The sequence below is a fragment of the Noviherbaspirillum sp. genome (assembly GCF_036563305.1).
Classification (GTDB): domain Bacteria; phylum Pseudomonadota; class Gammaproteobacteria; order Burkholderiales; family Burkholderiaceae_D; genus Noviherbaspirillum.
The window spans coordinates 184,934-211,254 of sequence record NZ_DATCMQ010000015.1; the positions used below are offsets into that span (position 1 = coordinate 184,934).

28 protein-coding genes and 1 pseudogene are annotated in these 26,321 nt (G+C 63.9%); 1 reads left to right on the top strand and 28 read right to left on the bottom strand.

Annotated elements, in window-relative coordinates; all coding sequences use genetic code 11:
• Positions 1 to 5: 5 nt before the first annotated feature.
• From VIM12_RS16240 to VIM12_RS16370, 27 genes are all read right to left on the bottom strand, one after another.
• On the bottom strand, positions 6 to 749 hold the full coding sequence (locus VIM12_RS16240; RefSeq protein ID WP_331942714.1) for an endonuclease/exonuclease/phosphatase family protein: 744 nt from the start codon (positions 747 to 749) through the stop codon (positions 6 to 8).
• Positions 742 to 2,901 (bottom strand): VTT domain-containing protein, encoded by a 2,160-nt coding sequence (locus tag VIM12_RS16245; protein ID WP_331942715.1) that lies wholly within the window; start codon positions 2,899 to 2,901, stop codon positions 742 to 744. The genes VIM12_RS16240 and VIM12_RS16245 overlap by 8 nt, the downstream gene beginning before the upstream one ends.
• A gap of 121 nt (positions 2,902 to 3,022) precedes the next feature.
• Positions 3,023 to 3,691 (bottom strand): glutathione S-transferase, encoded by a 669-nt coding sequence (locus tag VIM12_RS16250; protein ID WP_331942716.1) that lies wholly within the window; start codon positions 3,689 to 3,691, stop codon positions 3,023 to 3,025.
• On the bottom strand, positions 3,688 to 4,254 hold the full coding sequence (locus VIM12_RS16255) for a class IV adenylate cyclase (protein ID WP_331942717.1): 567 nt from the start codon (positions 4,252 to 4,254) through the stop codon (positions 3,688 to 3,690). The genes VIM12_RS16250 and VIM12_RS16255 overlap by 4 nt, the downstream gene beginning before the upstream one ends.
• A 34-nt stretch (positions 4,255 to 4,288) precedes the next feature.
• Positions 4,289 to 4,675: a DUF1294 domain-containing protein gene (locus VIM12_RS16260; RefSeq protein WP_331942718.1), complete on the bottom strand. Its 387-nt coding sequence runs from the start codon at positions 4,673 to 4,675 to the stop codon at positions 4,289 to 4,291.
• Positions 4,672 to 5,091, bottom strand: coding sequence for a hypothetical protein (locus tag VIM12_RS16265; RefSeq protein WP_331942719.1), 420 nt, complete (start codon positions 5,089 to 5,091; stop codon positions 4,672 to 4,674). The genes VIM12_RS16260 and VIM12_RS16265 overlap by 4 nt, the downstream gene beginning before the upstream one ends.
• 3 nt (positions 5,092 to 5,094) lie before the next feature.
• Entirely contained in the window at positions 5,095 to 7,113 is a 2,019-nt protein-coding gene (locus VIM12_RS16270) for a primosomal protein N' (RefSeq protein ID WP_331942720.1), read from the bottom strand.
• 754 nt (positions 7,114 to 7,867) lie between these two features.
• The gene (hemE, locus tag VIM12_RS16275) at positions 7,868 to 8,956 is read right to left on the bottom strand and encodes a uroporphyrinogen decarboxylase (RefSeq protein ID WP_331942721.1); all 1,089 of its coding nucleotides are present in this window, start codon (positions 8,954 to 8,956) and stop codon (positions 7,868 to 7,870) included.
• A gap of 50 nt (positions 8,957 to 9,006) precedes the next feature.
• Positions 9,007 to 9,504: a hypothetical protein gene (locus tag VIM12_RS16280; protein WP_331942722.1), complete on the bottom strand. Its 498-nt coding sequence runs from the start codon at positions 9,502 to 9,504 to the stop codon at positions 9,007 to 9,009.
• Positions 9,505 to 9,544: 40 nt separating this feature from the next.
• Positions 9,545 to 10,309, bottom strand: coding sequence for an SGNH/GDSL hydrolase family protein (locus VIM12_RS16285; RefSeq protein WP_331942723.1), 765 nt, complete (start codon positions 10,307 to 10,309; stop codon positions 9,545 to 9,547).
• A 3-nt stretch (positions 10,310 to 10,312) separates the two neighbouring features.
• On the bottom strand, positions 10,313 to 11,035 hold the full coding sequence (locus VIM12_RS16290) for a CoA-binding protein (RefSeq protein ID WP_331942724.1): 723 nt from the start codon (positions 11,033 to 11,035) through the stop codon (positions 10,313 to 10,315).
• A gap of 108 nt (positions 11,036 to 11,143) precedes the next feature.
• The gene (locus VIM12_RS16295; protein ID WP_331942725.1) at positions 11,144 to 11,566 is read right to left on the bottom strand and encodes a F0F1 ATP synthase subunit epsilon; all 423 of its coding nucleotides are present in this window, start codon (positions 11,564 to 11,566) and stop codon (positions 11,144 to 11,146) included.
• A gap of 106 nt (positions 11,567 to 11,672) precedes the next feature.
• Positions 11,673 to 13,049 (bottom strand): F0F1 ATP synthase subunit beta, encoded by a 1,377-nt coding sequence (gene atpD / locus VIM12_RS16300; RefSeq protein ID WP_331942726.1) that lies wholly within the window; start codon positions 13,047 to 13,049, stop codon positions 11,673 to 11,675.
• 36 nt (positions 13,050 to 13,085) lie between these two features.
• Complete coding sequence (atpG, locus tag VIM12_RS16305; protein WP_331942727.1) at positions 13,086 to 13,955, bottom strand: F0F1 ATP synthase subunit gamma; 870 nt, start codon at positions 13,953 to 13,955, stop codon at positions 13,086 to 13,088.
• 28 nt (positions 13,956 to 13,983) lie between these two features.
• On the bottom strand, positions 13,984 to 15,519 hold the full coding sequence (gene atpA, locus VIM12_RS16310; protein ID WP_331942728.1) for a F0F1 ATP synthase subunit alpha: 1,536 nt from the start codon (positions 15,517 to 15,519) through the stop codon (positions 13,984 to 13,986).
• A gap of 58 nt (positions 15,520 to 15,577) precedes the next feature.
• Positions 15,578 to 16,111 carry a F0F1 ATP synthase subunit delta gene (locus VIM12_RS16315; protein ID WP_331942729.1) on the bottom strand — a complete coding sequence of 178 codons (534 nt, stop codon included), beginning with the start codon at positions 16,109 to 16,111 and terminating at the stop codon, positions 15,578 to 15,580.
• 2 nt (positions 16,112 to 16,113) lie between these two features.
• Positions 16,114 to 16,584, bottom strand: a complete 471-nt coding sequence (locus VIM12_RS16320) for a F0F1 ATP synthase subunit B (RefSeq protein ID WP_331942730.1) — start codon at positions 16,582 to 16,584, stop codon at positions 16,114 to 16,116.
• 72 nt (positions 16,585 to 16,656) lie between these two features.
• Positions 16,657 to 16,902 (bottom strand): F0F1 ATP synthase subunit C, encoded by a 246-nt coding sequence (gene atpE / locus VIM12_RS16325; RefSeq protein WP_019139942.1) that lies wholly within the window; start codon positions 16,900 to 16,902, stop codon positions 16,657 to 16,659.
• Between the two features lie 93 nt (positions 16,903 to 16,995).
• Positions 16,996 to 17,832, bottom strand: coding sequence for a F0F1 ATP synthase subunit A (gene atpB / locus VIM12_RS16330; protein ID WP_331942731.1), 837 nt, complete (start codon positions 17,830 to 17,832; stop codon positions 16,996 to 16,998).
• A gap of 1 nt (position 17,833) precedes the next feature.
• Positions 17,834 to 18,172 carry an ATP synthase subunit I gene (locus tag VIM12_RS16335; protein ID WP_331942732.1) on the bottom strand — a complete coding sequence of 113 codons (339 nt, stop codon included), beginning with the start codon at positions 18,170 to 18,172 and terminating at the stop codon, positions 17,834 to 17,836.
• A gap of 338 nt (positions 18,173 to 18,510) precedes the next feature.
• Positions 18,511 to 19,062 carry an alpha/beta hydrolase gene (locus VIM12_RS16340; protein ID WP_331942733.1) on the bottom strand — a complete coding sequence of 184 codons (552 nt, stop codon included), beginning with the start codon at positions 19,060 to 19,062 and terminating at the stop codon, positions 18,511 to 18,513.
• A complete protein-coding gene (locus VIM12_RS16345; RefSeq protein WP_331942734.1) occupies positions 19,059 to 19,958 on the bottom strand; it encodes a ParB/RepB/Spo0J family partition protein in 900 nt (299 codons plus the stop codon). Before VIM12_RS16345 ends, VIM12_RS16340 begins: the two co-directional genes overlap by 4 nt.
• Positions 19,959 to 19,977: 19 nt before the next feature.
• On the bottom strand, positions 19,978 to 20,748 hold the full coding sequence (locus tag VIM12_RS16350; RefSeq protein WP_331942735.1) for a ParA family protein: 771 nt from the start codon (positions 20,746 to 20,748) through the stop codon (positions 19,978 to 19,980).
• A 7-nt stretch (positions 20,749 to 20,755) separates the two neighbouring features.
• Positions 20,756 to 21,388 carry a leucine efflux protein LeuE gene (gene leuE, locus VIM12_RS16355; RefSeq protein ID WP_331942736.1) on the bottom strand — a complete coding sequence of 211 codons (633 nt, stop codon included), beginning with the start codon at positions 21,386 to 21,388 and terminating at the stop codon, positions 20,756 to 20,758.
• Entirely contained in the window at positions 21,385 to 22,041 is a 657-nt protein-coding gene (rsmG, locus tag VIM12_RS16360; RefSeq protein WP_331942737.1) for a 16S rRNA (guanine(527)-N(7))-methyltransferase RsmG, read from the bottom strand. Before rsmG ends, leuE begins: the two co-directional genes overlap by 4 nt.
• Positions 22,042 to 22,051: 10 nt before the next feature.
• Entirely contained in the window at positions 22,052 to 23,977 is a 1,926-nt protein-coding gene (gene mnmG, locus VIM12_RS16365; protein WP_331942745.1) for a tRNA uridine-5-carboxymethylaminomethyl(34) synthesis enzyme MnmG, read from the bottom strand.
• A gap of 112 nt (positions 23,978 to 24,089) precedes the next feature.
• Positions 24,090 to 24,731 carry a hypothetical protein gene (locus tag VIM12_RS16370; RefSeq protein ID WP_331942738.1) on the bottom strand — a complete coding sequence of 214 codons (642 nt, stop codon included), beginning with the start codon at positions 24,729 to 24,731 and terminating at the stop codon, positions 24,090 to 24,092.
• A gap of 166 nt (positions 24,732 to 24,897) precedes the next feature.
• Between VIM12_RS16370 and VIM12_RS16375 the strand changes: the two genes are divergently transcribed.
• Entirely contained in the window at positions 24,898 to 26,073 is a 1,176-nt protein-coding gene (locus VIM12_RS16375; protein ID WP_331942739.1) for an iron-containing alcohol dehydrogenase, read from the top strand.
• Positions 26,074 to 26,125: 52 nt separating this feature from the next.
• On the opposite strand, the pseudogene VIM12_RS16380 reads toward VIM12_RS16375, so the two are convergent.
• A pseudogene (locus VIM12_RS16380) lies at positions 26,126 to 26,321 on the bottom strand (branched-chain amino acid ABC transporter permease); the annotation flags it as partial.

A 26,321-nucleotide genomic window follows, 5' to 3' on the forward strand; every position in this document is an offset into this window, starting at 1 on the left:
TCGGGTCAGCCGTCGATATGGGCGATCAGGGGCAGGTGGTCGGAGGCGAGGCGCGCCAGCCTGGAATTGTGCGCCTCGACATGCACCAGCCGGTTGCGCGGGCGGATCCAGATGCGGTCGAGTGCGAACAGCGGCCGCCGCGACGGGAAGGTACGGGGCGCGGGGACGGCCTGGAAGTGCGAGACCAGCCAGCGCAGCGAGCGCCCCCACACGAACCATTCGTTGATGTCGCCCAGCAGGATCACCGGCATTTCCTCGGTATCGAACACCTGCAGCAGGCGCCTGATCTGGTCGCGCCGCTCCGCCGGTCGCAGGCCGAGATGGGTCGCGATCACGCGCAGCATGTGTCCATGGCAGTTGATGTCCGCGTCGAGCGCGCCGCGGGGCTCGCGGCTGCCGAAGGACAGGTCGATGGAGCGCATCGACACGATCGGGTAACGGGTCAGCACCGCGTTGCCGTAGCGGCGTTCCGGCCGGTTGCATGCAGGACCCTCGGCCGCGTAGTAACCGGTCGCTTCCTGCAGCACGTTGAGGACATTGGGAGTGCGACTGCCGCCGAGAGGGACTTCCTGCAGGGCGATGATGTCCGCATTCAGTTCATTGAGCACCTCGGCCACCCGCTCCGGCGCAAAGCGTCCGTCCGTGCCGACCGCCGCATGAATATTGTAGGTGGCGATGGTCAGGGGCCAGGGATCGAGATCCGGGACCGCGGACTGGACAGGGGGGGCGGTCGCTGTGAATTCATCCATGCGCGGCAACGTCCTCTTTTCGTTTGAGTAGTCTTTGCAGGCCGACCGCGAGGGCGATCATCGCGGCGGCCAGGGTCACGAGCACCGCCACCGTGCCGGGACGCGGATTGCGTACCGCCTCGGCCAGGTGATGCACGAAGGTGACGGTCATCGCAATGCCCGGCAGCATGCCGATCAGCGTGCCGGCCAGGTAGTCGCGGAAGCGGATATGCGAGGCGCCGGCGACGATATTGACGACGGTGAACGGCGCCACCGGCAGCAGGCGGATTACCGCCATGGCGAGGATGCCGCGCTTGCCGAGCCGCTGGCTGAGCCGGTTGATGCGCCGTCCCAGCATCTTCTGCACCGTCGCCTTCCCCAGCCAATGGCCGATGCCATAGGCAAAGGAGGCGCTCAGCAGCGTGCCTCCTACCGCGTACAGCGAGCCGAGCAGCGGACCGAACACCACGCCCGTGACGGCAATGAGCAGCATCACCGGCACCATCGCGACGCCCGCGATCACATAGCTGACCACGACGGCGACCGGCGTGAAGGGCAGCGCATCCAGCTCGCGTGCGACGCCGACCAGCGCCGCCAGGTTCACGTACTCGCGCAGCGGCGTCCAGCGCCACGCGACCGCGAGCAGGACCAGGGCGATCGCCAGCAGGCCGAGTCCGATCAGCCGGCGGGGCAGAGGCTTGCGCGCCTCGCGCGGCACGAATTCCTTGACGAGCTCGTCCGGCCTGATCGGCTTCTCCGGATCGAAAATCGCCTGCTCCGGGATCAGCGCGTCGAGTTCGGCCGTGGTCGTCGGCTCCATCGCATGCAGGCTGCGCTCGGACAGCTGCAACGCCGCCACTGCCGCGTGCAGGCCGCCATGCGTCTCCAGGCTCTGGCGCACGTGCTCGGGCGACGTGTCGAGATGCTCCGCCAGCAGGCGGTTGCGCATGTGGGCGATGGCGGCACGGATGCGCGGGTCGCCGCGCGCCTCGATGCTCAGGTTGCATTCGGTGTCGAGCGCCATCGACCGGCTGCTCAGGTTGGCAGAGCCGATCGACAGCAATTCGTCGTCGATCGTAAACACCTTGCTGTGCACGTTCAGGCATTGCGGGGCGAGCCCGGGAATGTGCGGACAGTACATCCGGTAGCGGCCATAGGCGTCGGCGGATTTCAGGCGCTTGTGGGCGCGCGCACGCAGCACCCCCATGGTGGCCTGTTCCAGCCAGCCGCTTTGTGTCTGCGGCGAGATCACCATGATCTCGGGGCCGTCCGGCTCCTGCAGCCGCTCGGCGAGCGCTCCGGCAATCATCCCCGAGGTGAAGTACTGGTTCTCGAAAAACATGTGACGGCGCGCGGCGGCGATGGCATCCAGATGCAGCTGGCGCACCTCATGCACGCCCGGGCGGCCCTCGAACTCAGGTTCGGTGCGCGAGATCGCGACGTCGACGTCGGTCAGGTCGGGCAGCACCCCTTGCGGCCAGGGATCCTCGCTTGCGGTGGCAGGAGCGATGGCCGTGCCGCCGCCGGAACGCTGCCAGCGCAATCGCGCCAGCTCGCCGAGAACGCGCGCGGCCGGACCATCGACGACAGCCTGCACGTCATGGAACGGCGCGTGGGGCTTGCCGTCGCTGTCGCAGCGCAACGGCTGGGAGCATGCATGCTCGGAGGTGTCCCAGCGACTGCGGGTCAGGTCCAGGCCGCCGGCGAAGGCCACCGCATCATCGACCACCACCAGTTTCTGGTGATGGGAGCCGCCGATCGGATGATGCGCGTCCATGCGGAATGCAAGACGCCGGTGCGTGCGCCAGTCCAGCTTGTAGACCGGCAACCATTCCCGCTCCAGCGCGTAGAGCATCGCGAAGTCCCAGTTCAGCACGTAGGCGCGCAGGCTGGGGCGCGCCGCGACGACCGCATGCAGGAAATCGCCCAGCGGTTCGGGAAAGCCGTCGTTTGCACCCTCCGGTACCAGACGGGTCCGGCTGTCGATGTCCCAGCTGAGGATGAAGACGCTGTGACGCGCGTTGCGGATCGCCGCCCGCACCGCGCGGAAATAGGCGTCGGCGTCCACCAGCATGGCGAAGCGGTGCGCGTGAGCGATACGCCAGCAATTGTGGCCGGGCTGCAGCAGCGCGCCGCCAGCGGAAGTGTCGAGGATGGGGGATTGCGATGGCATGCGCTGTCGTAGGGAAATTCTGTTTCCCCCTTTCGACGCCTGCCCCCCTCGTTAGTTTCTGCTCCAGGCAAGTCCCATGATCTGCCCGCATGCCGGTGCCACGCAGCAATGCCGTCCGATGCTATCGCAACGCGTATTCGCCGCCGCGCTCGATCGCCCGCCGGTAGGCGGGCCGGGCGTGGATGCGGGCCAGGAAGGCGGTGAGCCGCGGCCGTCGGGCATCCAGACCGCCGCGGGCCGCCGCGGCTTCGAGCGGAAAGCTCATCTGGATGTCGGCGGCGCTGAAGGCATCGCCGGCGAACCAATCGCGGCGCGCCAGTTCCGACTCTAGGAAGTCGAGATGCTGGTCTATCTGCGGCTGCACGAAGGATGATTTGGCGCGGCGGGCGATGGCGCGGGCGACCGGTTTCACGAAGAACGGCAGCGGACCGTTTTCAATGCGGTCGCACACCAGCTTGAGCAGCAGCGGCGGCATCGCCGATCCTTCGGCATAGTGCAGGAAGTAGGTGTAGCGCAGCCGCTCGGGCGTGCCCGGCGGCGGCGCCAGGCGACCGCCGCCGTGGCGGTCGATGAGGTACTCGACGATCGCGCCGGACTCGGCCACGGTGGCGTCGCCGTCGGAGATGACCGGCGACTTGCCGAGCGGGTGCACCTGGCGCAGCGCCGCGGGCGCCAGCATGGTACGCGGGTCGCGCTCATAGCGTTTCACCTCGTAAGGCAGGGCGAGTTCTTCAAGCAGCCAAAGTACCCGCTGGGAGCGGGAGTTGTTCAGGTGATGGACGAGGATCATCGTTGCCCTTTCGTCGGGTCGGTAGATGATGCGATTGTGCCATGCGCGGTCGCGAGCAGGTCGAGGTAGGCGCCTTCGACCAGGTCGGCGCGGGCGATGCCCAGCCGTTCCAGGATATGTTCCGCCTCCTCGACGCCGGAGCGCGTGTCCTCTTCTTCGGCCAGCACCACTTCCAGTTCCATGAAATCGCCCAGTCCTTCCACCCGGTCGAGGTGGATGCGGGTGCGTCCGGCGAGATAGACCCTGCGTTGCTTGCGCACCCGGCCCGCCTGCCCGTAGGCGCGGCTGAGCGCGGCGCGCAACGCGTCGGGATCCATGGTCGGCACGATCAGGTATTCCGATTCCTTCGGACCGGCCTGGTCGGGCCGGCGGTACCAGATCAGCTGCGCCTCGTGCGCATTGCCGGCGGCGAATGCACGCAGCTTCAACCTGCCGGTCGGGCAATGGAAAAACGTGTCGTCCTGTTCGAGCAGGAACGGCCCCTCGGTGGACAGCGCCGCAACCTGCGGCTGCAGGGCGTCGCAGCTCGCGATGCGGGCCTTGATTTCGATGTTGCGGGACATGGTATCTGCGCCGGGAAAACCGAGCACTATACCGTCACCGCCAGTAGTGCGACACGAGCAGGCCCAATGCCAGGCAGTTGGCCAGGGCGCTGGCGTGGAGGATCGCGCCGAACGGCTGCTTGCGCGTTTTGTGGCGCAGCAGCTGCTGCGCCAGCATCGCCCCCGGCCACGCGCCGGCAAGCGCCAGCAGGTGCAGCCGGCGCTCGGGAATCCGGCGGTGTCGACGCAGGGCGGCGTGCTTGTCGATGGCGTAGGCGCCAAAGCCCGATCCCGCCAGGACGGCGTAGTAGGCCGGCAGCAGCCAGGGTATGCGGCCGGATGCGGCGAGCAGGCAGATGCCGGCGGCAAATGCCGTCACCAGCGCCAGCACCGTGTTGCGGACGCCCGTCGGCGCCGTTGTGCGCTGGCGCCGCCTGCTCATGCCATGTCCCCTGCCCGCGCCAGCAGCCAGGCCGAGTAGCGCCGCACGTGCGCCTTGTCGGCCGCCATGCCGGCGTGCGCGGCCGCCTCGGCCGCGGGCCGGTCCAGCCGCGGCGCCAGCCGCAGCTGGTCCCGGTACTGTTCGGTGAAGTGTCCATCGCGCAGGCGCCCGAGGATGCACGCGACAAGCTGCTCGCGATGGGTGCGCCCCAGCGCGCAATGCTTGAGCCTCCTGCACATCTTCGCGCGCGCCCGGTTGTGCCAGACGCCCTGCGTCTCGGCGAGCACGAACCGGACGCATCGTTCGACCTCCCAGGGATCGCAGGTCGTCAGGCCATCCAGCATCGCATGCAGGTCCTGCCGGGTAAGCCTCTCCTGGGGGGCGGGCGTTGCGGTCGGCCGGGCGGGATGCTGCATGGTTCAGATGTCGAGCGGATCGACTTCGAGCGACCAGCGCGCCCGCGCTTTCGTTGCGCGCAGCTCGGCCATCCACGCCTTGAGGAAGGATTGCAGCGCCGGCCGCGAGGCGGATTCGACCAGCAGCTGCGCGCGCTCGACGTTGGCAACCCGGGTCACGGTCATCGGGATCGGGTCGTTGATGGTAATTGCCGGATGGTGCAGCATGCCGGCGGCCTGCTGCAGGAAATCGAGCGCGGCCTGCAGCTCGCGCGCCTCCGCCCGCAGCAGCGCCTGGTACATGAACGGCGGCACGCCGGCCTGCTGCCGCTCCTCCAGCAGCGTACCGGCAAAACTGTCGTAGTCGTGCCGCATCAGGGCGGCATACAGCGGGTGAGTCGGGTAGCGGGTCTGAATCAGCACCTCGCTGGCGTTGCCGCCCTCCCGGCGCCCGGCGCGGCCGGCCCGTCCCGACACCTGCATCAGCTGGGCGAACAGTCGCTCACTGGCGCGATAGTCGTGCGAGAACAGCGAGGTGTCCGGATTGAGCACGCCCACCAGCGTCAGGTTGCGGAAGTCATGTCCCTTGGCCACCATCTGGGTGCCGATCAGGATGTCGACCTCGCCCCGGTGCACCGTCTCGAAAGCGGCCTGGGCGCTGCCCTTGAGACGGGTCGAGTCGGCATCGATGCGCATGACGCGCGCCTGCGGAAAGATCTGCTGCAGTCCCTCCTCGATGCGCTGGGTACCACGCCCGAGCGGCTGCAGGTCGATATTGCCGCAGGTCGGGCAGGATCGCGGAATGCGCTGCTCCAGGCTGCAATGGTGGCAGCGCAGGCGGTGCTCCGGCTTGTGCAGCACCATGAAGGCGGTGCAGCGCGGGCAGTTGCCGATCCAGCCGCAGGCGTCGCACGCGAGCACAGGTGCATAGCCGCGCCGGTTCAGGAAAAGCAGCGACTGTTCGCCGCGTTCCAGCCGCAGCTTCAGCGCGCTCACCAGCGTGGAGGTGAGGCCCTGCCCGGGCTTGTCGCGCTCCATGTCGACCAAGCGGATCCTGGGCAGCACCGCGTCGCGGCTTGCGCGTTCGGACAGCACCAGCTTGCGGTAGCGGCCCGACTGTGCGTGCTGCCAGGTCTCCAGCGAGGGCGTCGCGGAGCCGAGCACGATCGGAATATCGCGCTGCCGCGCCCGCCACACCGCGAGGTCGCGGGCGGAATAGCGCAAGCCCTCCTGCTGCTTGTACGACGGATCGTGCTCTTCGTCGACGATCACGAGCTTCAGGTTGGGCAGGGAGGCAAGGATCGCCAGCCGCGTGCCGAGCACGATGCGGGCCTGGCCGAGATGCGCGGCCAGCCAGTGCAGGCCGCGCTCCCCTTCCGCCAGCCCGCTGTGCAGCGTGGCGACGGCGCTGGCCGGAAAGCGGGCCCGCACATTCTGCTCAAGCTGCGGCGTCAGGTTGATCTCCGGGACCAGGATCAGCACCTGGGCCTGCGGGTCGCGCTCCAGGATCCGTGCGGCAGCCTGCAGGTAGACCTCGGTCTTGCCGCTGCCAGTCACGCCGTACAGCAGCACCGGTGAAAACCCCTGCGCGCTGCCGATGGCATCCGCCGCCTCGCGCTGCGCCGCGTTCAGTTCGGGCGGCGCCTGGCCGGCCGCGGCTGCCTCGGCCGGGACGGCCTTGGCCAGCTTCTTCAACGCCCGGTCGAGCGCCACCGTCGTCGTGGCACGCAGGTTTTTCGGCAGCGACGGCACCGCCACTTCACCCAGCGGCCGCTGATAGTAGTCGGCGGCGAAGGCGCAGAGCGCAATCCAGTCAGGCGGCAGCGGCGCCAGTTGCGTGCGAAGGGCGAGCACGTCCTTGATCTTGTCTGCGGGGACCTCGCTACGCGCGCCGACACCGACGACGACACCCACTTCCTGCCGTCGCCCGAAAGGGACCAGCACCAGTTGCCCGGGCGCCGCCCGCTCCTCGCCCTGCCAGCGGTAGTCGAAGCAGGTGGCTAGCGGGGTATCAAGGGCGACAGTGAGAAATTGCTGTTCCACGGCTTAAGCTGGTTCTTCAGATTGGGCGGTAAAGCCCGGTTTCATAAGGGCTTTTTCAGCTATCCACAAATCCTGTGGATAACTTTGTGGACAAGGAGCCTGCGCATGTGGAGATCCCCTTTCGGGACAAGCCTCTGCTGCGTTTTGCTTGTTTGAAAAGCAGAAAAAATATCCTTCTAATTCAGTATCTTACGAAAGCGGTTGCGCACTGTAGGTTTTCATCTCCGTGAAAAAATGTTGCTCAGCACAATCGGGCACCGTTTGCTGCAGTGTGAATAACTGCGGGGAATTCCTGCCGTTTTCCCCTCCCCCTTTGACGTTCGGCTACTGACCATAGGCACTACTTTGCCGCTGCAGTGACCGATTCTTTCCCGGCTCCGCGACCATTTGTCAATCGTCTGCTTGGCTAACGGCGTCCGTGTCGCCCCTGCGCCGGAGTTAATGTAATTCTTGAAGAAACGCGCTAACTCCGTGCCGCGTAAGACCTTTTTCAGCTATCCACAAAGTCTGTGGATAACTTTGTGGAGAACCGCCTCTTGACAGCCGGAGAGCCCTGATTTTATGCGGGTTCCAACAGAATGCCGAAATGAAAAGCAAAAAAACGGCCCTTAAAAATCAATGACTTAGAAGGGCACATTTGATTAGTTCCCGGTTCGAAAAAATATTTTCTTCCTGAAATGCGAGGTGGGCCGCAGTGTGAATAAAACCGGCTCGGCCGTCCGCAAATGTTACGGAATCGGAGCAGCCGGTTGGTCTAGCCGACCGGGCGCATGGCGCGGCTCATGTCATGCACGGCGTCGACCAGGACCGCCACCGACTCGGGCGGCGTGAACTGCGAAATGCCATGCCCGAGATTGAACACGTGGCCGTGCCCGGCCGAGGGCGCACCGTACTGGTCGAGCAACCTGCGCACTTCGTCGCGGATCTGGCCGGACCCGGCGAACAGGACATTCGGATCGAGATTGCCCTGCAGGGCGACCTTGTCGCCGACGCGCGCGCGCGCCTGGCCGAGGTTGACAGTCCAGTCCAGGCCAACCGCGTCCGCGCCGCTGGCGGCAATCTCTTCCAGCCACAAGCCGCCGCCCTTGGTGAACACGATGGCGGGAATGCGCACGCCGGCGTGCTCGCGCTTGAGGCCGGCGATCACCGCGCGCATGTAATGCAGCGAGAACTGCTGGTAGGCGCCATCGGCCAGTGCCCCGCCCCAGGTGTCGAAGATCATCACGGCCTGCGCGCCCGCCTCGATCTGGGCGTTCAGGTAGGCGGCGACCGCATCGGCGTTGGTCTTGAGGATGTGGTGCATCAGGTCGGGACGCTGGTACAGCATGGTCTTCACCGTACGGAAGTCGCTCGACCCGCCGCCTTCGACCATGTAGCAGGCCAGCGTCCATGGACTGCCGGAGAAGCCGATCAGGGGGACGCGCCCGCTGAGCGCGGTGCGAATCTGCGTGACCGCGTCGAACACATACTGCAGCGAGCCGGGCGGGGGCGCCTGCAACGCCATCACCGCTTTTTCATCGCGCAGCGGGCGGGAAAACTTCGGGCCTTCGCCTTCCTCGAAATGCAGGCCGAGGCCCATGGCATCCGGCACGGTCAGGATGTCGGAGAACAGGATGGCGGCGTCAAGCGGATAGCGGTCCAGTGGCTGCAGGGTGACCTCCGTGGCGTAATCCGGGTTCTTGGCCAGGCCGAGGAAGGAACCGGCGCGCTTGCGGGTCGCGCAGTATTCCGGCAGGTAGCGACCGGCCTGGCGCATCAGCCAGAGCGGCGTGTAGTCGGTGGGCTGGCGCAGCAGCGCGCGCAGGAAGGTGTCGTTCTTGAGCGGGGCGAATGTGGATGACATGGAATGGGCTTTCGGTAAGCCGCCATTATCGCCGATGGGGAAGCCCAATGTCAGGCATGCAGGATCTTGCCCTGCTGCTCCTCGTCGGCCACCCGTCGGATGTAAGCGGCGAAATCCGGGTCCTCGCCACGCAGCAGTTGCGGCAGCAGGTAGTAGAAGTCTTCGCGGCGGCACCATTCGCGCATGTAGTCGTCCCAGGAATTCCAGCGCCGCAGGGCCACGCCCGACAGCTCTTCCTCGTAGGAGACGATATAGGCCCGTTCGAACAGGGCGATCAGCATCTCGAAAATGATGATGGTGCGCTCGCGCTGCTCGTCGTTCAGGTCGGGCCGCATCGTGTTGCTGCGCAGCTTGAGGTCGGGATTGTCGAGCACGATCTTCAGGAAATCGTTGTAGGCATTCTGCAGCAGCTGGTAGGCCTCTTCATCCTCGGCATCGCGCTCCTTGCGCTGCTCGTACAGGAACAGGAAGATCGCGAACGGCAGGCCGAACACGGTAACGACGAAGCTCGATACTTCCCAGAAGTCGGGGTTCAGAAAAAAGTTCATGTGCTCTCCTGCAGTGCCGCTATGCTACCCGCAAACTTTCCTACGGTGCATCGGCGCGGTCGGCTCGCGCCTCGGGTATGCGTTCATGGCAGGTCTGCGCCAGCGCCGCGGCCCAGGCATTGCAGCCTTCGGCCGACGGATGGTAGCCGTCGCTCGCCATCAGCCTGCGGTCGTCGGGGTCGAGCGCGAGCGGAATGTACAGGGTCTGCGGCAGCGTGTCCGCTACGGAACGGGCAACCGCGTCGAGCGCCTCTGCCTTGAGTCCCAATACCATTCGCAGCGGCTGGGGCAGTGCCGGAAAGCGGCCGACCGGCGGCACGCCGCAGACGATCAGCAGGCGCGGGGTACAACGTGCCTGCACTGCCCTGCAAAGCGCCAGCAGATCGGCGCGCCATCGGGTGGTCGAGCGGAATGCGGTGGTGTCGTTGACGCCGAAGGCAACCAGGGCGATGTCCACCGGTTTTTCCGGCAACGTGGACAGCAGCTGGTCGAGGGCCTCCGAGGCGGTGATCCCGTTCTTGCCGCAAGCGCGCCAGCGGACCGGCCGCCCCGTGCGGCTGGCGAGCGCATGGGCAAAGCGGCAGGTGATCGCATGCTCGTGGGAGTCGACACCCACGCCTGCGACCGGCGACTCGCCGATTGCCAGCAGCGAAAGCGGTGCCGCTTCCGCGGCGCCGGGCGCTAGTCCGTATTCCGGTCCCGCCGCTTCCGGCAGCCTCGGCGTCACCCGGCGCGTCCGGCGGCCTTGCGCCAGCAGCAGTGGCAGCAGCGGAACGGCGATGAGCTCGGCGAGGTAGCGGCGCATGTTTCAGTGACGCCCCGGGCGGGCATGAGGGATGGCTATCGGGTGTAGGCCGGGCCCATTACCGCTGCCGCTGCCAATGTGGATGGCACTGGAAGCTGGTCCTGCGTGTGCGTGTGCGTGTGCGTCTGCTTCTGCGTCTGCGTGTGCGTCTGCTTCTGCTTCTGCGTCTGCTTCTGCTTCTGCGTCTGCGTCTGCGTCTGCGTCTGCGTCTGCGTGTGCGTCTGCGTCTGCGTGTGCGTCTGCTTCTGCATCGGCGTTGGCATTGACATCTGCACAGGCATCGCCATCGCCGGCAAGCGCGCCGGCGCGCAACGCGTGTTCGGTCTTGATGCAGGCGTCTTCCACCACAAGAAGTCCTGCCGCCCGCGCCTTCGCGGCCGTTTCGGCGTGGTGCACGCCTGACTGCATCCAGACGCAGCGCGCGTTCACCGCGATTGCGTCCGCCACGATGTCCGGCACGTGCTCGGAGCGCCGGAAGCAGTCGACGATGTCGATCCGGCTCCCCTGTCCGGCGAGCGCGGCCGCCGCCTCCTGCAGCGTGGCATGGCTCGGCTGGCCGAGGACGCTGCCGCCTGTGACAGCGGGATTGACGGGAACGATCCGGTAGCCCCGGGCCTGCAGATAGCGGGCAACGGCATGGCTCGGCCGGCTCGCCTCCGGTGACAGGCCGACGAGAGCAATCGTCGTGGCCGTCGCGAACAAGTTGCTGACCTTGTCTTCAACCATGTCGGTTACTCCAGAAGCGCTGCGGTGGCATTTCCTCGGACGGCCCCGGTATCGCCGGATAGAAAAAAAGGCAGCCGTGGCTGCCTTTTCATTGTACTGCCCGCTTGCTCAGCGCTTGCGGCGAAGTTTCTCGATCGCGGCCAGCTGCGCCACCGCGGCGGCCAGCTCGGCCTGGGCCTTCGCGTAATCGATTTCCGATTCGCGATTGGCCATTGCTTCTTCCGCCAGGCGCTTGGCTTCCGCCGCCTTCGCCTCGTCCAGGTCGGTCCCGCGGATCGCGGTATCGGCCAGCACGGTGACCACGTTCGGCTGCACCTCGAGGAGGCCGCCTGCAACGAAGACGAATTCCTCGTCATCCCTGCCCGCGACCTTGATGCGCACGGCGCCGGGACGAATCCGGGTGATCAGCGGCGTATGCATCGGGTAGATGCCCAGTTCACCCGCTTCACCCGGCAACGCGACGAATTCGGCTTCGCCGGCGAAGATTTCCTCTTCGGCGGAGACGACGTCTACGTGAATTGTGTTTGCCATGTTTGAACCTTTGTTGTTCGTCTGAAGGCCAGACGCCCTGCCAGCCGGCGGCGGCCGAGGCGGCCCGGTCACCCGGGTCCTGCGGCTACCGCCTGCTCGCGGACGATCAGATCTTCTTGGCTTTTTCGATTGCTTCGTCGATCGTGCCGACCATGTAGAACGCCTGCTCGGGCAGGTGGTCGAGCTCGCCGCTGGCGATCATCTTGAAGCCCTTGATCGTGTCCTTCAGCGAAACATACTTGCCCGGGGAGCCGGTGAACACTTCCGCAACGTGGAACGGCTGGGACAGGAAACGCTGCATCTTGCGGGCGCGTGCCACGACCAGCTTGTCTTCCGGTGCCAGTTCGTCCATGCCCAGGATCGCGATGATGTCGCGCAGTTCCTTGTAGCGCTGCAGCGTGCCCTGGACGGCGCGCGCGGTCTCGTAGTGGTCCTGGCCGACGACGTTCGGGTCCAGCTGGCGCGAGGTCGAATCCAGCGGGTCGACCGCGGGATAGATACCCAGTGCAGCGATGTCACGCGACAGCACGACGGTGGAGTCGAGGTGGGCGAAGGTGGTCGCCGGCGACGGGTCGGTCAAGTCATCCGCAGGGACGTACACGGCCTGGATCGAGGTGATCGAACCGGTCTTGGTGGAGGTGATGCGCTCCTGCAGACGGCCCATTTCCTCGGCCAGCGTCGGCTGGTAACCCACCGCGGAAGGCATACGGCCCAGCAGTGCGGACACTTCGGTACCGGCCAGCGTGTAGCGGTAGATGTTATCGACGAAGAACAGCACGTCACGGCCTTCGTCACGGAAGGATTCCGCGATGGTCAGGCCGGTCAGCGCGACGCGCAGACGGTTGCCAGGCGGTTCGTTCATCTGGCCGTACACCATCGCGACCTTGTCCAGAACGTTGGAGTCCTTCATCTCGTGGTAGAAGTCGTTGCCCTCACGGGTACGCTCGCCCACGCCTGCAAACACCGACAGACCGGAGTGCTGCTTCGCGATGTTGTTGATGAGTTCCATCATGTTCACGGTCTTGCCCACGCCTGCACCGCCGAACAGACCGACCTTGCCGCCCTTTGCAAACGGGCATACCAGGTCAATCACCTTGATGCCGGTTTCGAGCAGGTCCTGCGACGGCGACAGCTCGTCGTAGGCCGGTGCCTTGCGGTGGATCGATGCGCGCACGTCGGTCGCGACCGGACCTGCTTCGTCGATCGGGTTGCCGAGCACGTCCATGATGCGGCCCAGGGTTGCCGGTCCGACCGGCACCGAGATCGGTGCGCCGGTGTTCTGGATGGTCATGCCGCGACGCAGACCTTCGGAGGAGCCCAGTGCAATGGTACGGACAACGCCGTCGCCAAGCTGCTGCTGCACTTCCAGGGTCAGCTCGGAACCTGCCATCTTCAGTGCGTCGTACACCTTCGGCATCGCGTTGCGGGGAAACTCAACGTCCACCACCGCGCCGATACACTGAACGATTTTGCCATCAGCCATTTTCGTTCCTTCAATATTAGATTTAAATTCTTTTCGTTAAACCGCAGCCGCGCCGGCGACGATCTCGGACAGTTCCTTGGTGATCGCAGCCTGCCGGGTCTTGTTGTAGACCAGTTTCAGCTCGCTGATCACGTTGCCGGCATTGTCGGAGGCCGCCTTCATTGCGACCATGCGCGCCGACTGCTCGGACGCCATGTTCTCGGCCACCGCCTGGTAGATCAGCGCCTCGACGTACCGCACCAGCAGCTCGTCGATCACCGTCTGCGCATCGGGCTCGTAGATGTAGTCCCAAGCGTGGGACGACTTGTCCGCTTCCATGCGCTCCGCCGACAGCGGCAGCAGCTGGTCCATCATCGGTTCCTGCTTCATCGTGTTGATGAACTTGGTATAGAACAGATAGACGGCGTCCAGCTTGCCTTCCTGGTAGGCGTCGAGCAGGACCTTGACCGGGCCGATCAGCTTTTCCAGATGCGGCGTGTCGCCGAGCTGGATCGCCTGCGACACGACCTTGGCGCCGATGCGGTTCAGGAAGCCGAGGCCCTTGTTGCCGATTGCGACTGCTTCAACCTTCTTGCCGGCACCCTCGAGTTCGCGCACCTTGTTGGTCACCTGACGCAGCACGTTGGTATTCATGCCGCCGCACAGACCCTTGTCGGTCGTCACGACGATCACGCCTACCGTGCCGGATCCTTCCTGCTTGACCAGGAACGGGTGCGTGTACTCGGGGTTGGCCTGCGACAGATGAGCGGCGATATTCCGAATCTTGTCACTGTAGGGACGGGCGCCCCGCATCCGGTCCTGCGCCTTGCGCATCTTGGATGCGGCGACCATTTCCATCGCCTTGGTGATCTTCTTCGTATTCTCTACGCTCTTGATCTTGCCGCGTATTTCTTTACCTGCAGCCATGAGTGATTACTCCTTTAGCTCCGGCGGCTCAGAATGTTTTCTTGAAGTCGGCAATCGCGGCGGCCATCTGTGCTTCGCCGTCTTTATCGAGTTGCTTGCTGTCTTCAATCTTCTGCAGCAGGGCGCCGTGGCTGGTCTTCATGAAGTTGTGCAGGCCGGATTCGAAGGCCAGCACCTGCTTCACGTCGATGTCGTCGAAATAGCCCTTGTTGACCGCAAACAGCGACACCGCCATCAGCGAGATCGGCAGCGGCGAGTACTGGGGCTGCTTCAGCAGTTCGGTCACGCGTGCGCCGCGGTCGAGCTGCTTGCGGGTGGCTTCGTCGAGGTCGGAAGCGAACTGGGCGAACGCAGCCAGCTCACGGTACTGCGCCAGGTCGGTACGGATACCGCCGGACAGGCCCTTGATGACCTTGGTCTGCGCTGCACCACCGACGCGCGACACCGAGATACCGGCGTTGATCGCGGGACGGATACCCGAGTTGAACAGCGAGGTCTCCAGGAAGATCTGGCCGTCGGTGATCGAGATCACGTTGGTCGGCACGAACGCGGAAACGTCGCCTGCCTGGGTTTCAATGATCGGGAGTGCGGTCAGCGAGCCGGTCTGGCCCTTGACTTCGCCCTTGGTGAACGCTTCGACGTAGTCGGGGTTCACGCGGGCCGCGCGCTCGAGCAGGCGGCTGTGCAGGTAGAACACGTCGCCCGGGTAGGCTTCGCGTCCCGGGGGACGGCGCAGCAGCAGCGAAACCTGGCGGTAGGCCACGGCCTGCTTGGACAGGTCGTCATACACGATCAGCGCGTCTTCGCCGCGGTCGCGGAAGTATTCGCCCATCGTGCAGCCGGAGTAGGCAGCGATGTACTGCATTGCTGCGGACTCGGATGCGGAAGCGGCGACCACGATGGTGTAGTCCATCGCGCCGTTCTGCTCGAGTGCGCGCACGATGTTCTTGATGGTCGATGCCTTCTGGCCGATCGCGACGTAGATACACGTCATGTTCTGGCCCTTTTGATTGATGATCGCATCAATCGCAACAGCCGACTTGCCGGTCTGGCGGTCGCCGATGATCAGCTCGCGCTGGCCGCGGCCAATCGGCACCATCGAGTCGATTGCCTTCAGGCCGGTCTGCATCGGCTGGGACACGGACTGGCGGGCGATAACGCCGGGGGCGATCTTTTCGATCGGGGAGCTCAGCTTGGTGTTGACCGGACCCTTGCCATCGATCGGCTGGCCCAGCGCGTTCACGACGCGGCCGCGCAGTTCCGGGCCGATCGGCACTTCCAGCACGCGGCCGGTGGTCTTCACCGTGTCGCCTTCGGAAATGTGTTCGTAGTCACCCAGGATAACGGCGCCGACGGAGTCGCGCTCGAGGTTCAGCGCGAGGCCGAAGGTATTGCCCGGGAATTCCAGCATTTCGCCTTGCATTGCATCGGAAAGACCGTGAACGCGGGCGATGCCGTCGGTCAGGGAGATGACCGTGCCCTGATTGCGAATCTCAGCGTTGTCACCAAGGCCCTGGATCCGGCTCTTGATCAGTTCGCTGATTTCAGACGGGTTGAGTTGCATGTTAACTCCTAAAATTTTTCACTCTGCTTGCCGTTGAAGGCGTGGTCGGAAGCTGCGCTTACGACGCCAGCGCGACGTACATCTGCTGCAGCTTCGCGCGCACCGAGGTATCGAGCACCTCGTCGCCCACGGCCACGCGTACGCCGCCGATCAGCGCCGGGTCCACCTTGACGGTCGGATTGAGCTTGCGGCCGAATTTCTTCTCCAGCGTCGCCACCAGGTCTTTCACTTGTGCGTCGGTCAACTCGAACGCGCTCGTGATCTCTGCATCGGCTGCACCTTCCGCCGCGTTCTTCAACACGTGGAATTGGGTGCCGATTTCCGGCAACAGCGTCAGGCGGCCGTTTTCGACCAGCATCAGCACGAAGTTCTTGGCTTCGGGCGTGACCGGGGTCTTCAACAGCGACAAGAAGGTTTCGACAACCTGCTGATCCGTCAGTTTCGGGTTGCTGGCGAAAGACTGGACATCGGGAAGCGCGGCAACGGCCGCCATTTCCGACACCAGGTCGGACCAGGCGGCCAGCTTGCCGGACTGCGCCACACGGAACAGCGCTTCTGCGTAGGGACGAGCAATCGTTGCGAGTTCGGCCATGATTACAGCTCGGTCTTGAGTTGGTTCAGCAGGTCGGCGTGCGCCGCTGCATTGACCTCGCGCTTGAGGATCTGCTCGGCACCCTTGACCGCGAGACCCGCGACCTGGGCACGCAGCTCTTCACGCGCGCGCGTTACCTGCTGTTCGGCATCTGCGCGCGCGGCGGCGACGATGCGGGCCGCTTCTTCGGACGCGGTGCGCTTGGCATCCTCGATGATTGCATGGGCACGCTTTTCCGCGTCGCCGATACGCTTCTGGCCTTCGTCACGGGCGGAAGCCAGTTCGGCCTGCGCACGCTTCTCGGCGGCGGCGACTTCGGTCTTTGCGCGGTCTGCTGCTGCCAGACCGTTCGCGATCTTCTCTGCGCGCTCGTCGAGCGCCTTCATCAACGGCGGCCACACGAACTTCATGGTGAACCAGGCGAGGATGAAGAAGACCACGAACTGCGCAAACAAAGTTGCATTTAAGTTCACGGTGTTTTCCTTCTCAGAATAACGAGAGCCGAACCTCTCGGTCCGGCGCGAGCAACGGTTGTCCTGGCGTTATCAGCCTGCGACGAACGGGTTTGCGAATGCGAACAGCATTGCGATACCGACACCGATCAGGAACGCCGCGTCGATCAGACCGGCCAGCAGGAACATCTTGGTTTGCAGGGTGTTCATCAGTTCAGGCTGACGAGCGGAAGCTTCCAGGTACTTGCCACCCATCAGGGCGATGCCGATACATGCGCCGATTGCACCGAGGCCGATGATCAGACCGCAAGCCAGAGCAACAAAAGAAACGTCAGTCATTTGAAATCCTTTAGAAGGTTAAGTTGAAACAAAAATGAAAAAGCCAAAAACAAACTTCTGTACTACTACTATCTTTCGATTCTTTGCGCGGTCTTAGTGACCTTCATGCGCCTGACCGATGTACACCAGCGTCAGCATCATGAAAATGAATGCCTGCAGGATGACGATCAGGATGTGGAAGATCGCCCAGATCGACCCCGCGATCACATGGCCGATGAAGCCGAAGGCAGTCGCCATCGAGCCCAGCAGCGCGATCAGCAGGAACAGCAGCTCGCCTGCGTACATGTTGCCGAACAGTCGCATGCCAAGCGAAACGGTCTTCGCGGCGTATTCGATCAGGTTGAGCAGGAAGTTGAACGGCGCCATCCAGATGCCGAACGGTGCGGCGAAGAGTTCATGGATCCATCCGCCGACGCCCTTGATCTTCAGGCTGTAGTAGATCATCAGCGCGAGCACGCCGAGGGAAATGCCGAGCGTGCCGTTCAGGTCTGCCGTCGGCACGACGCGGTGATAGGGGATGACATCGCTCAGGCCGACGAGGTTGAACAGGGCGGCGAACAGGTCGACCGGCAGGAAATCCAGGGAGTTCATCAGCGCGACCCAGACGAACACGGTCAGCGCCAGCGGGGCGATGAAGCGGCGATCGCCATGGACGATCGCCTTGGACTGGTCTTCCACCATTTCGACGACCATCTCGACGAAAGCCTGCAGGCGACCCGGCACGCCGGAGGTCGCCCGGCGCGCGGCCAGCCACATGACGAAACAGCCGACCACACCCATCGCCACGGACCAGAACACGGTATCCATGTTGATGATCGAGAAGTCGACGATCTTGTCCTGATGCTTGGTGGAGAAATGTCCGAGGTGGTGGACGATGTATTCGGAAGCCGTTGGCGCGTGCGCCGCTCCGTCAACTGCTGTAGATGCCATGTCAGTGCCTAAACAATAAGATGATGTAACTTTTCAGGGCCACGATGAAGGCGGCGATCAGCGCCAGCCAGTTCAAATCGCGATACAGCCAGACCACCGCGCCAAGCAGCGCGATCGTCAATGCAATCTTGATAAACTCGCCGATGAAAAATGTCATCGGGTTGACAGCGCCGGGCTTGTTCGCGCTGATGAACAGTCGCAATGCGAACAAGCCGTTTGGTACAACACAGCACAACCCACCGAGAAGCGCCGACACCAGCGCGTGTACGCCACCCAGCCATCCGGCTATCGCGCCAGCGACCGCGGTACTCGCGAATTGCAGCAGGACGATACGCAGCATGTTGGTCCGGGTTGGTGCAATCCGCGGGGCTGGTCGGCACTTTCGTGAGATCCGAACTCCGGCAGCGGGCCGCGCGCTTCAGGGTGGTGCATCTTGTGAAACCACGGGATTATAAGTGTTTTCCACAGTCACCGTCAAACCTTTGCCGGCGCGCTTTAGCGGCTATCCATACCGTAGAAATACGGTAGCGGGAGCCTCGCGCTACTGTTTTCAGCCACCGCCGGCGTCGCGTCCATCGATGCGCTTTCAGGATATGCCGGCCGGCATGCGGAGACGATTACCTGCCGGGTAACGGGACGCGGATCTGTCTGCTTGCATGAGAGAACGGCGCGCCGGTATCAGGCTCCCAGTTCCCGCAACCAGGTGCGCCCCTGCTGCCAGTCGCCGAGTCCGCTCTCGGCGTTGATGTGGCCGCGTGGCCCCATGTCGTGGAAGTGGGCGCCCCAGTTTCCTGCCCAGTCGCGGGCCCGATTTTGCGCGCACCAGGGATCGTCGGATGAAGCGGCGACGATCGTTCTGAACGGTAGCCGCTGGCGCGGCATGGGAGAAAAGCCGGTGACGAAGGCCGGGAAGTCATTACGCTCCACGTCGGGCGGCGCTACCAGCAGCGCGCCCCTGACCTTGCAGCCATGCATCGCTACGTTTCCCGTAGTACTCCACCATGCGGTCAGCGCGCAACCGAGGCTGTGCGCAGCCAGCACCACCGGCTCCTGTGCCGATGCGATGGCCGCGTCGAGCGCGGCCACCCAGTCGATGCGGTCCGGGCAGTCCCAGTTGGATTGCTGCACCCGTCTTGCATTCGGGAGCGTGCTCTCCCATACGGTCTGCCAGTGGCCTTCGCCGGAATTGAACAATCCCGGAAGAATGAGGACGGTCGCCGTACCGCTCATTGGGCAGCAGCCGTCTCGGTGCGCAGCTTGGCAATCAGCTCGTCGAGCGCGTCGAGGTTGGCGAAGTCGATGATGAGCTGGCCCTTGTTCTTTGCACCCAGCTTGATGGCAACCTGCATGGCCAGCGCGTCGGACAGCTCCTCCTCGAGGCGCGCGATGTCGCGCGATTTTTCCCTGGCCTGACGCGGCTTGCCGGCATTCGCCTGTTCCGCCGTCGTGCGCACCACCAGCTTCTCCGCCTCGCGCACGGACATGCGCCTGGCGACGACCTGGTTGGCAAGCGCGATCTGGGTGGCCGAGTCGACTGCCAGCAGCGCACGGGCATGGCCCATGTCGATGTCGCCTGCCATGAGCATCGTCTGTACCGGCTTGGCAAGGTTCAGCAGGCGCAGCAGGTTGGAGACCGCGCTGCGGGAACGGCCGACGGCGCCGGCCGCCTGTTCATGCGTGAAATTGAAATCGCTGATCAGCCGGTGGATGCCCTGCGCTTCTTCCAGCGGATTGAGGTCTTCCCGCTGGATGTTCTCGATCAGCGCCATGGCCGCGGCGGCCTGGTCGTCCACGTCCTTCACGAGTACCGGCACTTCGCTCAGGCCGGCAATCTGGGCGGCGCGGAAGCGGCGTTCGCCGGCGATGATCTCGTACTTGCCTGCCGTCTCGACCGGACGCACCAGGATCGGCTGCATGAGGCCCTGCGCCTTGATGGAGGCGGCAAGCTCGTTGAGCGCGCCCTCGTCCATGCGCGTGCGCGGCTGGTATTTGCCGGCCTGCATCTGGGTGACGGCGAGGGTCGACGGCGCACCGGCGACATTCGGTACGGCTTCGGCAATGTCGGTATTGCCGCCGAGGAGCGCGTCGAGGCCGCGTCCGAGTCCCTTGGTTTTCTTCATGGCCATGATCGTCGTGCCTGTCTGGTTACATTGAATGGATGCGTTCGACCATCTCGGCCCCGAACGCGACGTATGCCTGCGCACCCTTTGAGGACGGATCGAAGACCACGCCTGGCATGCCGTAGGACGGCGCCTCGGCCAGCCGCACGTTGCGCGGAATGATGGTCTTGAATACCTTGTCGCCGAAATGCTGCTCGAGCTGGGCGGAGACCTGCTGGGAGAGCGTCATGCGCGGGTCGAACATGACGCGCAGCAAGCCGATGATCTTGAGGTCGGTATTGAGCTTGGCATGCACGATCTTGATCGTATTGACCAGGTCGGAGAGGCCTTCCAGCGCATAGTATTCGCACTGCATCGGGATGATCACGCCGTGCGCAGCGCACAGGCCGTTGAGCGTGAGCATCGAGAGCGCCGGCGGACAGTCGATCAGCACGAAGTCGTAATCGGCGCCTACGGCGGCAATCGCGTCCTTCAGCCGCTTTTCGCGGTTGTCCAGTTCGACCATCTCCACTTCGGCGCCCGCGAGGTCGCGGTTGGCCGGCAGCACGTCGAAGCCGCCGTTTTCGGAACGCTTGCGAGTTGCCGCAATATCGTTAAGGCCCAGCAAGACGTGGTAGACCGTGGCATCGAGTGCGGCCTTGTTGATGCCGGCGCCCATGGTGGCATTGCCTTGCGGATCGAGATCGACCAGCAGCACCCGCTGGTCGAGCTGCGCGAGGCCGGCGGCAAGGTTGACGGCGGTAGTGGTCTTGCCGACGCCGCCCTTCTGGTTGGCGACGCAGAAAATCTTGGCCATGTTCTTGTTAGTTGGTAGTGAGTTTGATGCCGAAGCCGATCAGGAAGATGCCGGCCGCCCGGGAGGCGTAGGCGGCGATCCTGCGGTTACGGGAGAGGCGCCGGGCGGCGACATTGCCGGCCACGACGAGCACGCTGCCGTATAGCAGGGTGCAGCAGGAAATGACCGCCGCCATCGTCGCAAAGGTGAGTCCGCCGCGGTGCGTGGCGGGATCGATGAACAACGGGAAGAAGGCCATGTAGAAAACGATTGCCTTCGGATTGATCAACGTGACGAGGAAGCCGCGGCGGAAGTCGGCGCTGTTCGAGAACGGCACCGCGGCGGCGCCCTCCTCGTCGCGCGCGGTCAGCAGCCGGAAGCCAAGATAGGCGAGGTAGGCGGCGCCCAGGTATTGCATGCCCTTGAACAGGAGCGGATTTGCCTGCAGCAGGGCAGCCACGCCGAGCGCGGCGAGCAGCATGAGCGCGCCGTCCCCGAGCATCAGGCCGGCGAGTGAAGCGTAGCCGCCGCGCAGGCCGTGGCGCGCCGTGCTCGTCAGCACGCAGAAAGTCCCCGGTCCAGGCAGCATCAGGAACACCATGGTTGCCACGATCAGCTGCCAGATATCCGTGATCCCGAGTCCGTGAAACACCGCAGTCATGGCTGTCCTCCGTTTGGCCTTATCGTAATCAAGTGACGTTCCGCATCGAGTCCAGGCACGACGATTGGCTGCACCTGCGTTACCGTCCACCCCTGCGGCAAGCGGCTGATCTCATCGTCGGGACGCACGCCTTTCAAGGCGATGAAACATCCATGGGGTGCAAGCAGATGGCCGGACCAGGTGATGAAATCCTTCAGTTCGGCGAAGGCCCGCGACGTGATGACATCGAACGGCTGCTGCACCTGCAGCTGTTCCACCCGCGCCGTGTGCACGGTGACATTGGACAGGCGGAGTTCTGCCTTTACCTGAGTCAGGAACGCGGTTTTCTTGTGCACGGTGTCGACCAGTGCGACATCCATGTCGGGCCTGGCGACAGCAAGCACGATGCCGGGCAGCCCGCCGCCTGCGCCGACGTCGAGCACGCGTCGCGCTCCGGCAAAGGCCGGGACCGCCGCGAGCGAATCGAGCAGGTGCTGCGTCACCATCTGCTCCGGATCGCGCACTGCGGTGAGGTTGTACACGGCGTTCCACTTCACCAACAGCTGCAGATAGTCCTGCAGTTGTTCCAGCTGTGTCGCAGCCAGATCGAGCTGTAGCGTCGCAGCACCTGCTGCAACGCGCTGCGACAGGCGTTCGCGGTCGACAGGATTCATGTGCGACGCCTCACGCTGCAGCCTGCGGTGTTGCAAACTCCTTGAAGCCACCCTTCTTCAGGTGCACGAGGAGCAGCGAGATCGCGGCGGGCGTAATACCGGAGATGCGCGAAGCCTGGCCGAGGGTTTCCGGACGGTGCTTGTTGAGCTTCTGTCGCACTTCGATCGACAGGCCGCGTACTTCCATGTAGTCAAGCTCCGCAGGCAGCTTGAGGTTTTCGTAGTGGTCGTGGCGCTCGACTTCGCGCGCCTGCCGGTCGATATAGCCGGCATACTTCACCTGGATTTCGACCTGCTCCTTCACCGCCGGATCATGGACACCCGGCCCCGCCGTCCATTGCCCGTCGGCTCCTGCAAGCGTCATCAGCTGGTCGTAGCGGACATTCGGCCGGCGCAACAGGTCAGTAAGCGCATACTCCCTCTCGATTGCTTTACCCAGCACCCGCTCTGCTTCCGCATCCGCCAGCATGCGCGGATTCACCCAGGTCGACTTCAGTCTTTCCAGTTCGACTGCGACCGCCTCCCGTTTCCGTTCAAAGGCTTCCCACTGCGCGTCGCCCACGCATCCAAGCTGGCGCCCGATCTCGGTCAGACGCATGTCCGCGTTATCCTCTCGCAAGCTCAGACGGTATTCCGCCCTGCTTGTAAACATCCGGTATGGTTCCTGCACGCCCTTCGTGATCAGGTCGTCCACCAGCACGCCAAGGTAGGCCTCATCCCGGCGCGGTGTCCACGTATCGCGACCCTGTGTCTGGAGTGCGGCATTGATACCGGCCAGCATGCCCTGCGCAGCCGCCTCTTCGTAACCGGTGGTGCCATTGATCTGGCCTGCAAAGAACAGTCCTTCGATCGCCTTGGTTTCCAGCGACGCCTTCAAGCCCCGCGGATCGAAATAATCGTACTCGATCGCATAACCTGGACGGAGGATGTGCGCGTTTTCGAGTCCGCGCATCGAATGCACCAGAGCAAGCTGGACGTCGAAAGGCAGACTGGTGGAAATGCCGTTGGGGTAATACTCGTTGGTGGTGAGGCCCTCCGGCTCCAGGAAGATCTGGTGGGATGCCTTGTCGGCGAACCGATGAATCTTGTCCTCGATCGACGGGCAGTAGCGCGGGCCGACGCCTTCGATCACGCCGGTATACATCGGGCTGCGATCCAGGCCGTTGCGGATGATGTCATGCGTGCGCTCGTTGGTATGCGTCACCCAGCACGGGAGTTGCGCAGGATGCATGGCAACCGAACCCATGACGGAAAAGACGGGAACGGGATCGAGATCGCCAGGTTGCTCTTCCATGACCGAAAAATCGATGCTGCGACCGTCGATCCGTGGCGGCGTCCCGGTTTTCAGTCGGCCTTGCGGCAGCTTTAACTCCTTCAGGCGAGCCGAGAGGGAAACCGCAGGCGGATCACCGGCGCGTCCGGCAGAATAATTATTCAGCCCAACATGGATCTTTCCGTCGAGGAAGGTGCCAGCGGTCAGCACAACCGCGCGACCACGGAAACGAATCCCGACTTGCGTCACTGCGCCGACAACCCGGCTACCTTCCACCATCAGATCGTCGACTGCCTGTTGAAACAGCCAGAGATTGGGCTGGTTCTCCAAGCGTTCCCGGATCGCCTTCTTGTAGAGGATGCGGTCGGCTTGAGCGCGCGTTGCCCGAACCGCCGGGCCTTTGGAAGAATTCAGGATCCGGAACTGTATGCCTGCTTCGTCGGTGGCAATGGCCATGGCGCCGCCCATCGCATCCACTTCCTTGACGAGGTGGCCTTTCCCGATCCCGCCGATGGAGGGGTTGCAGGACATCTGCCCAAGGGTTTCGATATTGTGGGTAAGCAGGAGGGTCTTCTGCCCCATGCGCGCGGAAGCAAGCGCTGCCTCTGTGCCTGCGTGGCCGCCGCCAACAACAATGACGTCAAATTCGGTAGGAAAAAGCATAGTTCGCCTCGGGGAGACGGTGAAGAGTAGGCTGGAGTACGTGCCGGAGGCGAGATTATAAGGCGTTTCCGGGGACACGCGCCGGCCTATAGCGCTGTTTCACGTGAAACAGTCAGACCATCATGCGCGCAATACCGAATCCGGCGAGAAAGGCGAGCCCCGAGAATACAAGGATATATGGAAGGCTTTTGCGCCAGCCTTGCAACTTCGCCTGGGCCAGGCGCGCCCGCTCTTGCGCCTCGATGTGTTTGGTCGCAAAGGCGATTGGCTCCAGCTTTACCGGACGGGCGACCTGCTGCGTCTTTACCTCTTCAATGACCGACTCGGCAAGCTGAATGTGCGCCTCGTCCATCGCGGGAATCACCTTTCTTGCCGCGGCTGGGTCACGCCGAACAGGGGGCGCAAGCTGCCAGTCATCATCGTCCTCATCTGGGATGAACAGTATCGTCAGCGGGTCGTGCGGGTCCTGGCGGAGGTAACGGTCGATGGTAGCGGGGTCGATTTCTTCCGCGGTCTGCCCTTCCACGGGGAGCAGCACCTCCTGAACGAGACCGGCCTCTTCCAGTTTCCGCAGTGCGCGGTAGAAGCGCTCCTCTGCAAGGACCGGCAGCTTTGCCCGCAACTGGTCGACCGAGCCGATCCCGTCGACCATGATCAGCACCAGCCTTTCGCTCTGGGTCAGCCCATGATTCTTGTCTCGAATCTCGTCACCGCCTTCGCGCGTGCGCTGGTAAATTGCTGTTGCCTGAATCATCGCCAACCTTTTGTTTCACGTGGAACAGATGCGCGGAGTTCGTTGCTTCTGTGAACGTCTATCGTAGCCGGCCGCCATGGGAAACGCCAGTAGAACGCGCCGGTGCCCAGGCGACCGTCGTTTCTCCTCCTTGATACAATAGAAAACACCCAACAAAGGAGACAAAATGACCGCCGCCCTGCCCCCTGGCGCTTTCAGCTTCAGTACCGTCCCGCACATCGTTTCCGAGACCGGCGTGACCCGCAAGCTTGGCGCCTTGATTACCCAGCACTTTCCTGATGCCCGCCGCGCCCTGGTCGTCACCGACCGCGGCTTCCTCAAGACCGGTCTGGTGGAAGCACCTGTTGCAAGCCTTCGTGCGTCTGGCCTGGAAGTGAGCATCTTCTCGGATGTCATCGCCGACCCGCCGGAAGCCGTCGTGCTGCAAGCCGTTGCTGACGCCCGAAACGCACAAACCGACATCGTCATCGGCTTCGGTGGCGGTAGCTCCATGGACGTGGCCAAGCTGATCGCGGTCCTCGCCGGAAGCGACCAGGACTTGAAAAGCATGTACGGCATCGGCAATGTGAAGGGTTCCCGTCTGCCCCTGATCCAGGTGCCGACGACCGCCGGCACAGGTTCCGAAGTCACCCCGATTTCCATCGTCACCACCGGCGAGACGACCAAGATGGGCGTGGTTTCGCCACAGCTGTATGCCGACGTCGCCGTCCTCGACGCCGAACTCACCATCGGCCTGCCGCCGAAAGTGACTGCTGCGACCGGGATCGATGCCATGGTCCATGCCATCGAGGCCTATACGACCAAGGTCAAGAAGAATCCCCTGTCGGACATGCTTGCCAGCAAGGCGTTGAGCTTGCTTTCAACCAACATTCTTGCCGCATGCGAAGACGGGAAAAACCTGACGGTGCGCCAGTCCATGCTGCTCGGGGCGATGCTCGCTGGCCAGTCCTTCGCCAATGCCCCTTGTGCGGCGGTCCATGCCCTCGCCTATCCGATCGGCGGTATTTTCCATGTGCCACATGGACTGTCCAATTCCCTGGTGCTTCCGCATGTCCTGCGCTTCAATGCGCCAGAGGCGGCAAAGATGTATGCGGAACTGGCCGAGATCGTCGTGCCGGGAGTCAGCGGCAGTGACGAGGCAAAGACCGAGGCCCTGATCAGCCGGATGGACGAGATCGCACGCCGGACCGGCATCGAGACCTGCCTGGCCCATGTCGGCATTGCCGAAACGGACCTCGACCGGCTCGCCGATGATGCGATGCTGCAGACCCGGCTGTTGACGAACAATCCGCGGGTCGTCACACGCGACGACGCACGCGCGATCTACGCGGCAGCACTCTAAGTCTCGAGAGGAAAAGCCGGCAGCAGGACGCTGCCGGCAGAATCAGGCAGAATCAGTGGGCAGCAGGAGCTGCACCCGGGGCACGCTTGAACAGTGCGCCGATTTCACCGACGATGCCGCGCCGGAAGGCCAGCACGCAGACGATGAAGATGAAGCCGGTGACGATGGTGACCGATTCGCCGATGGTGTTGAACCATTCGATGCCGGTCGCCGAGGCCAGGAAGCTGCCCACATCCCCCAGCTTGTTC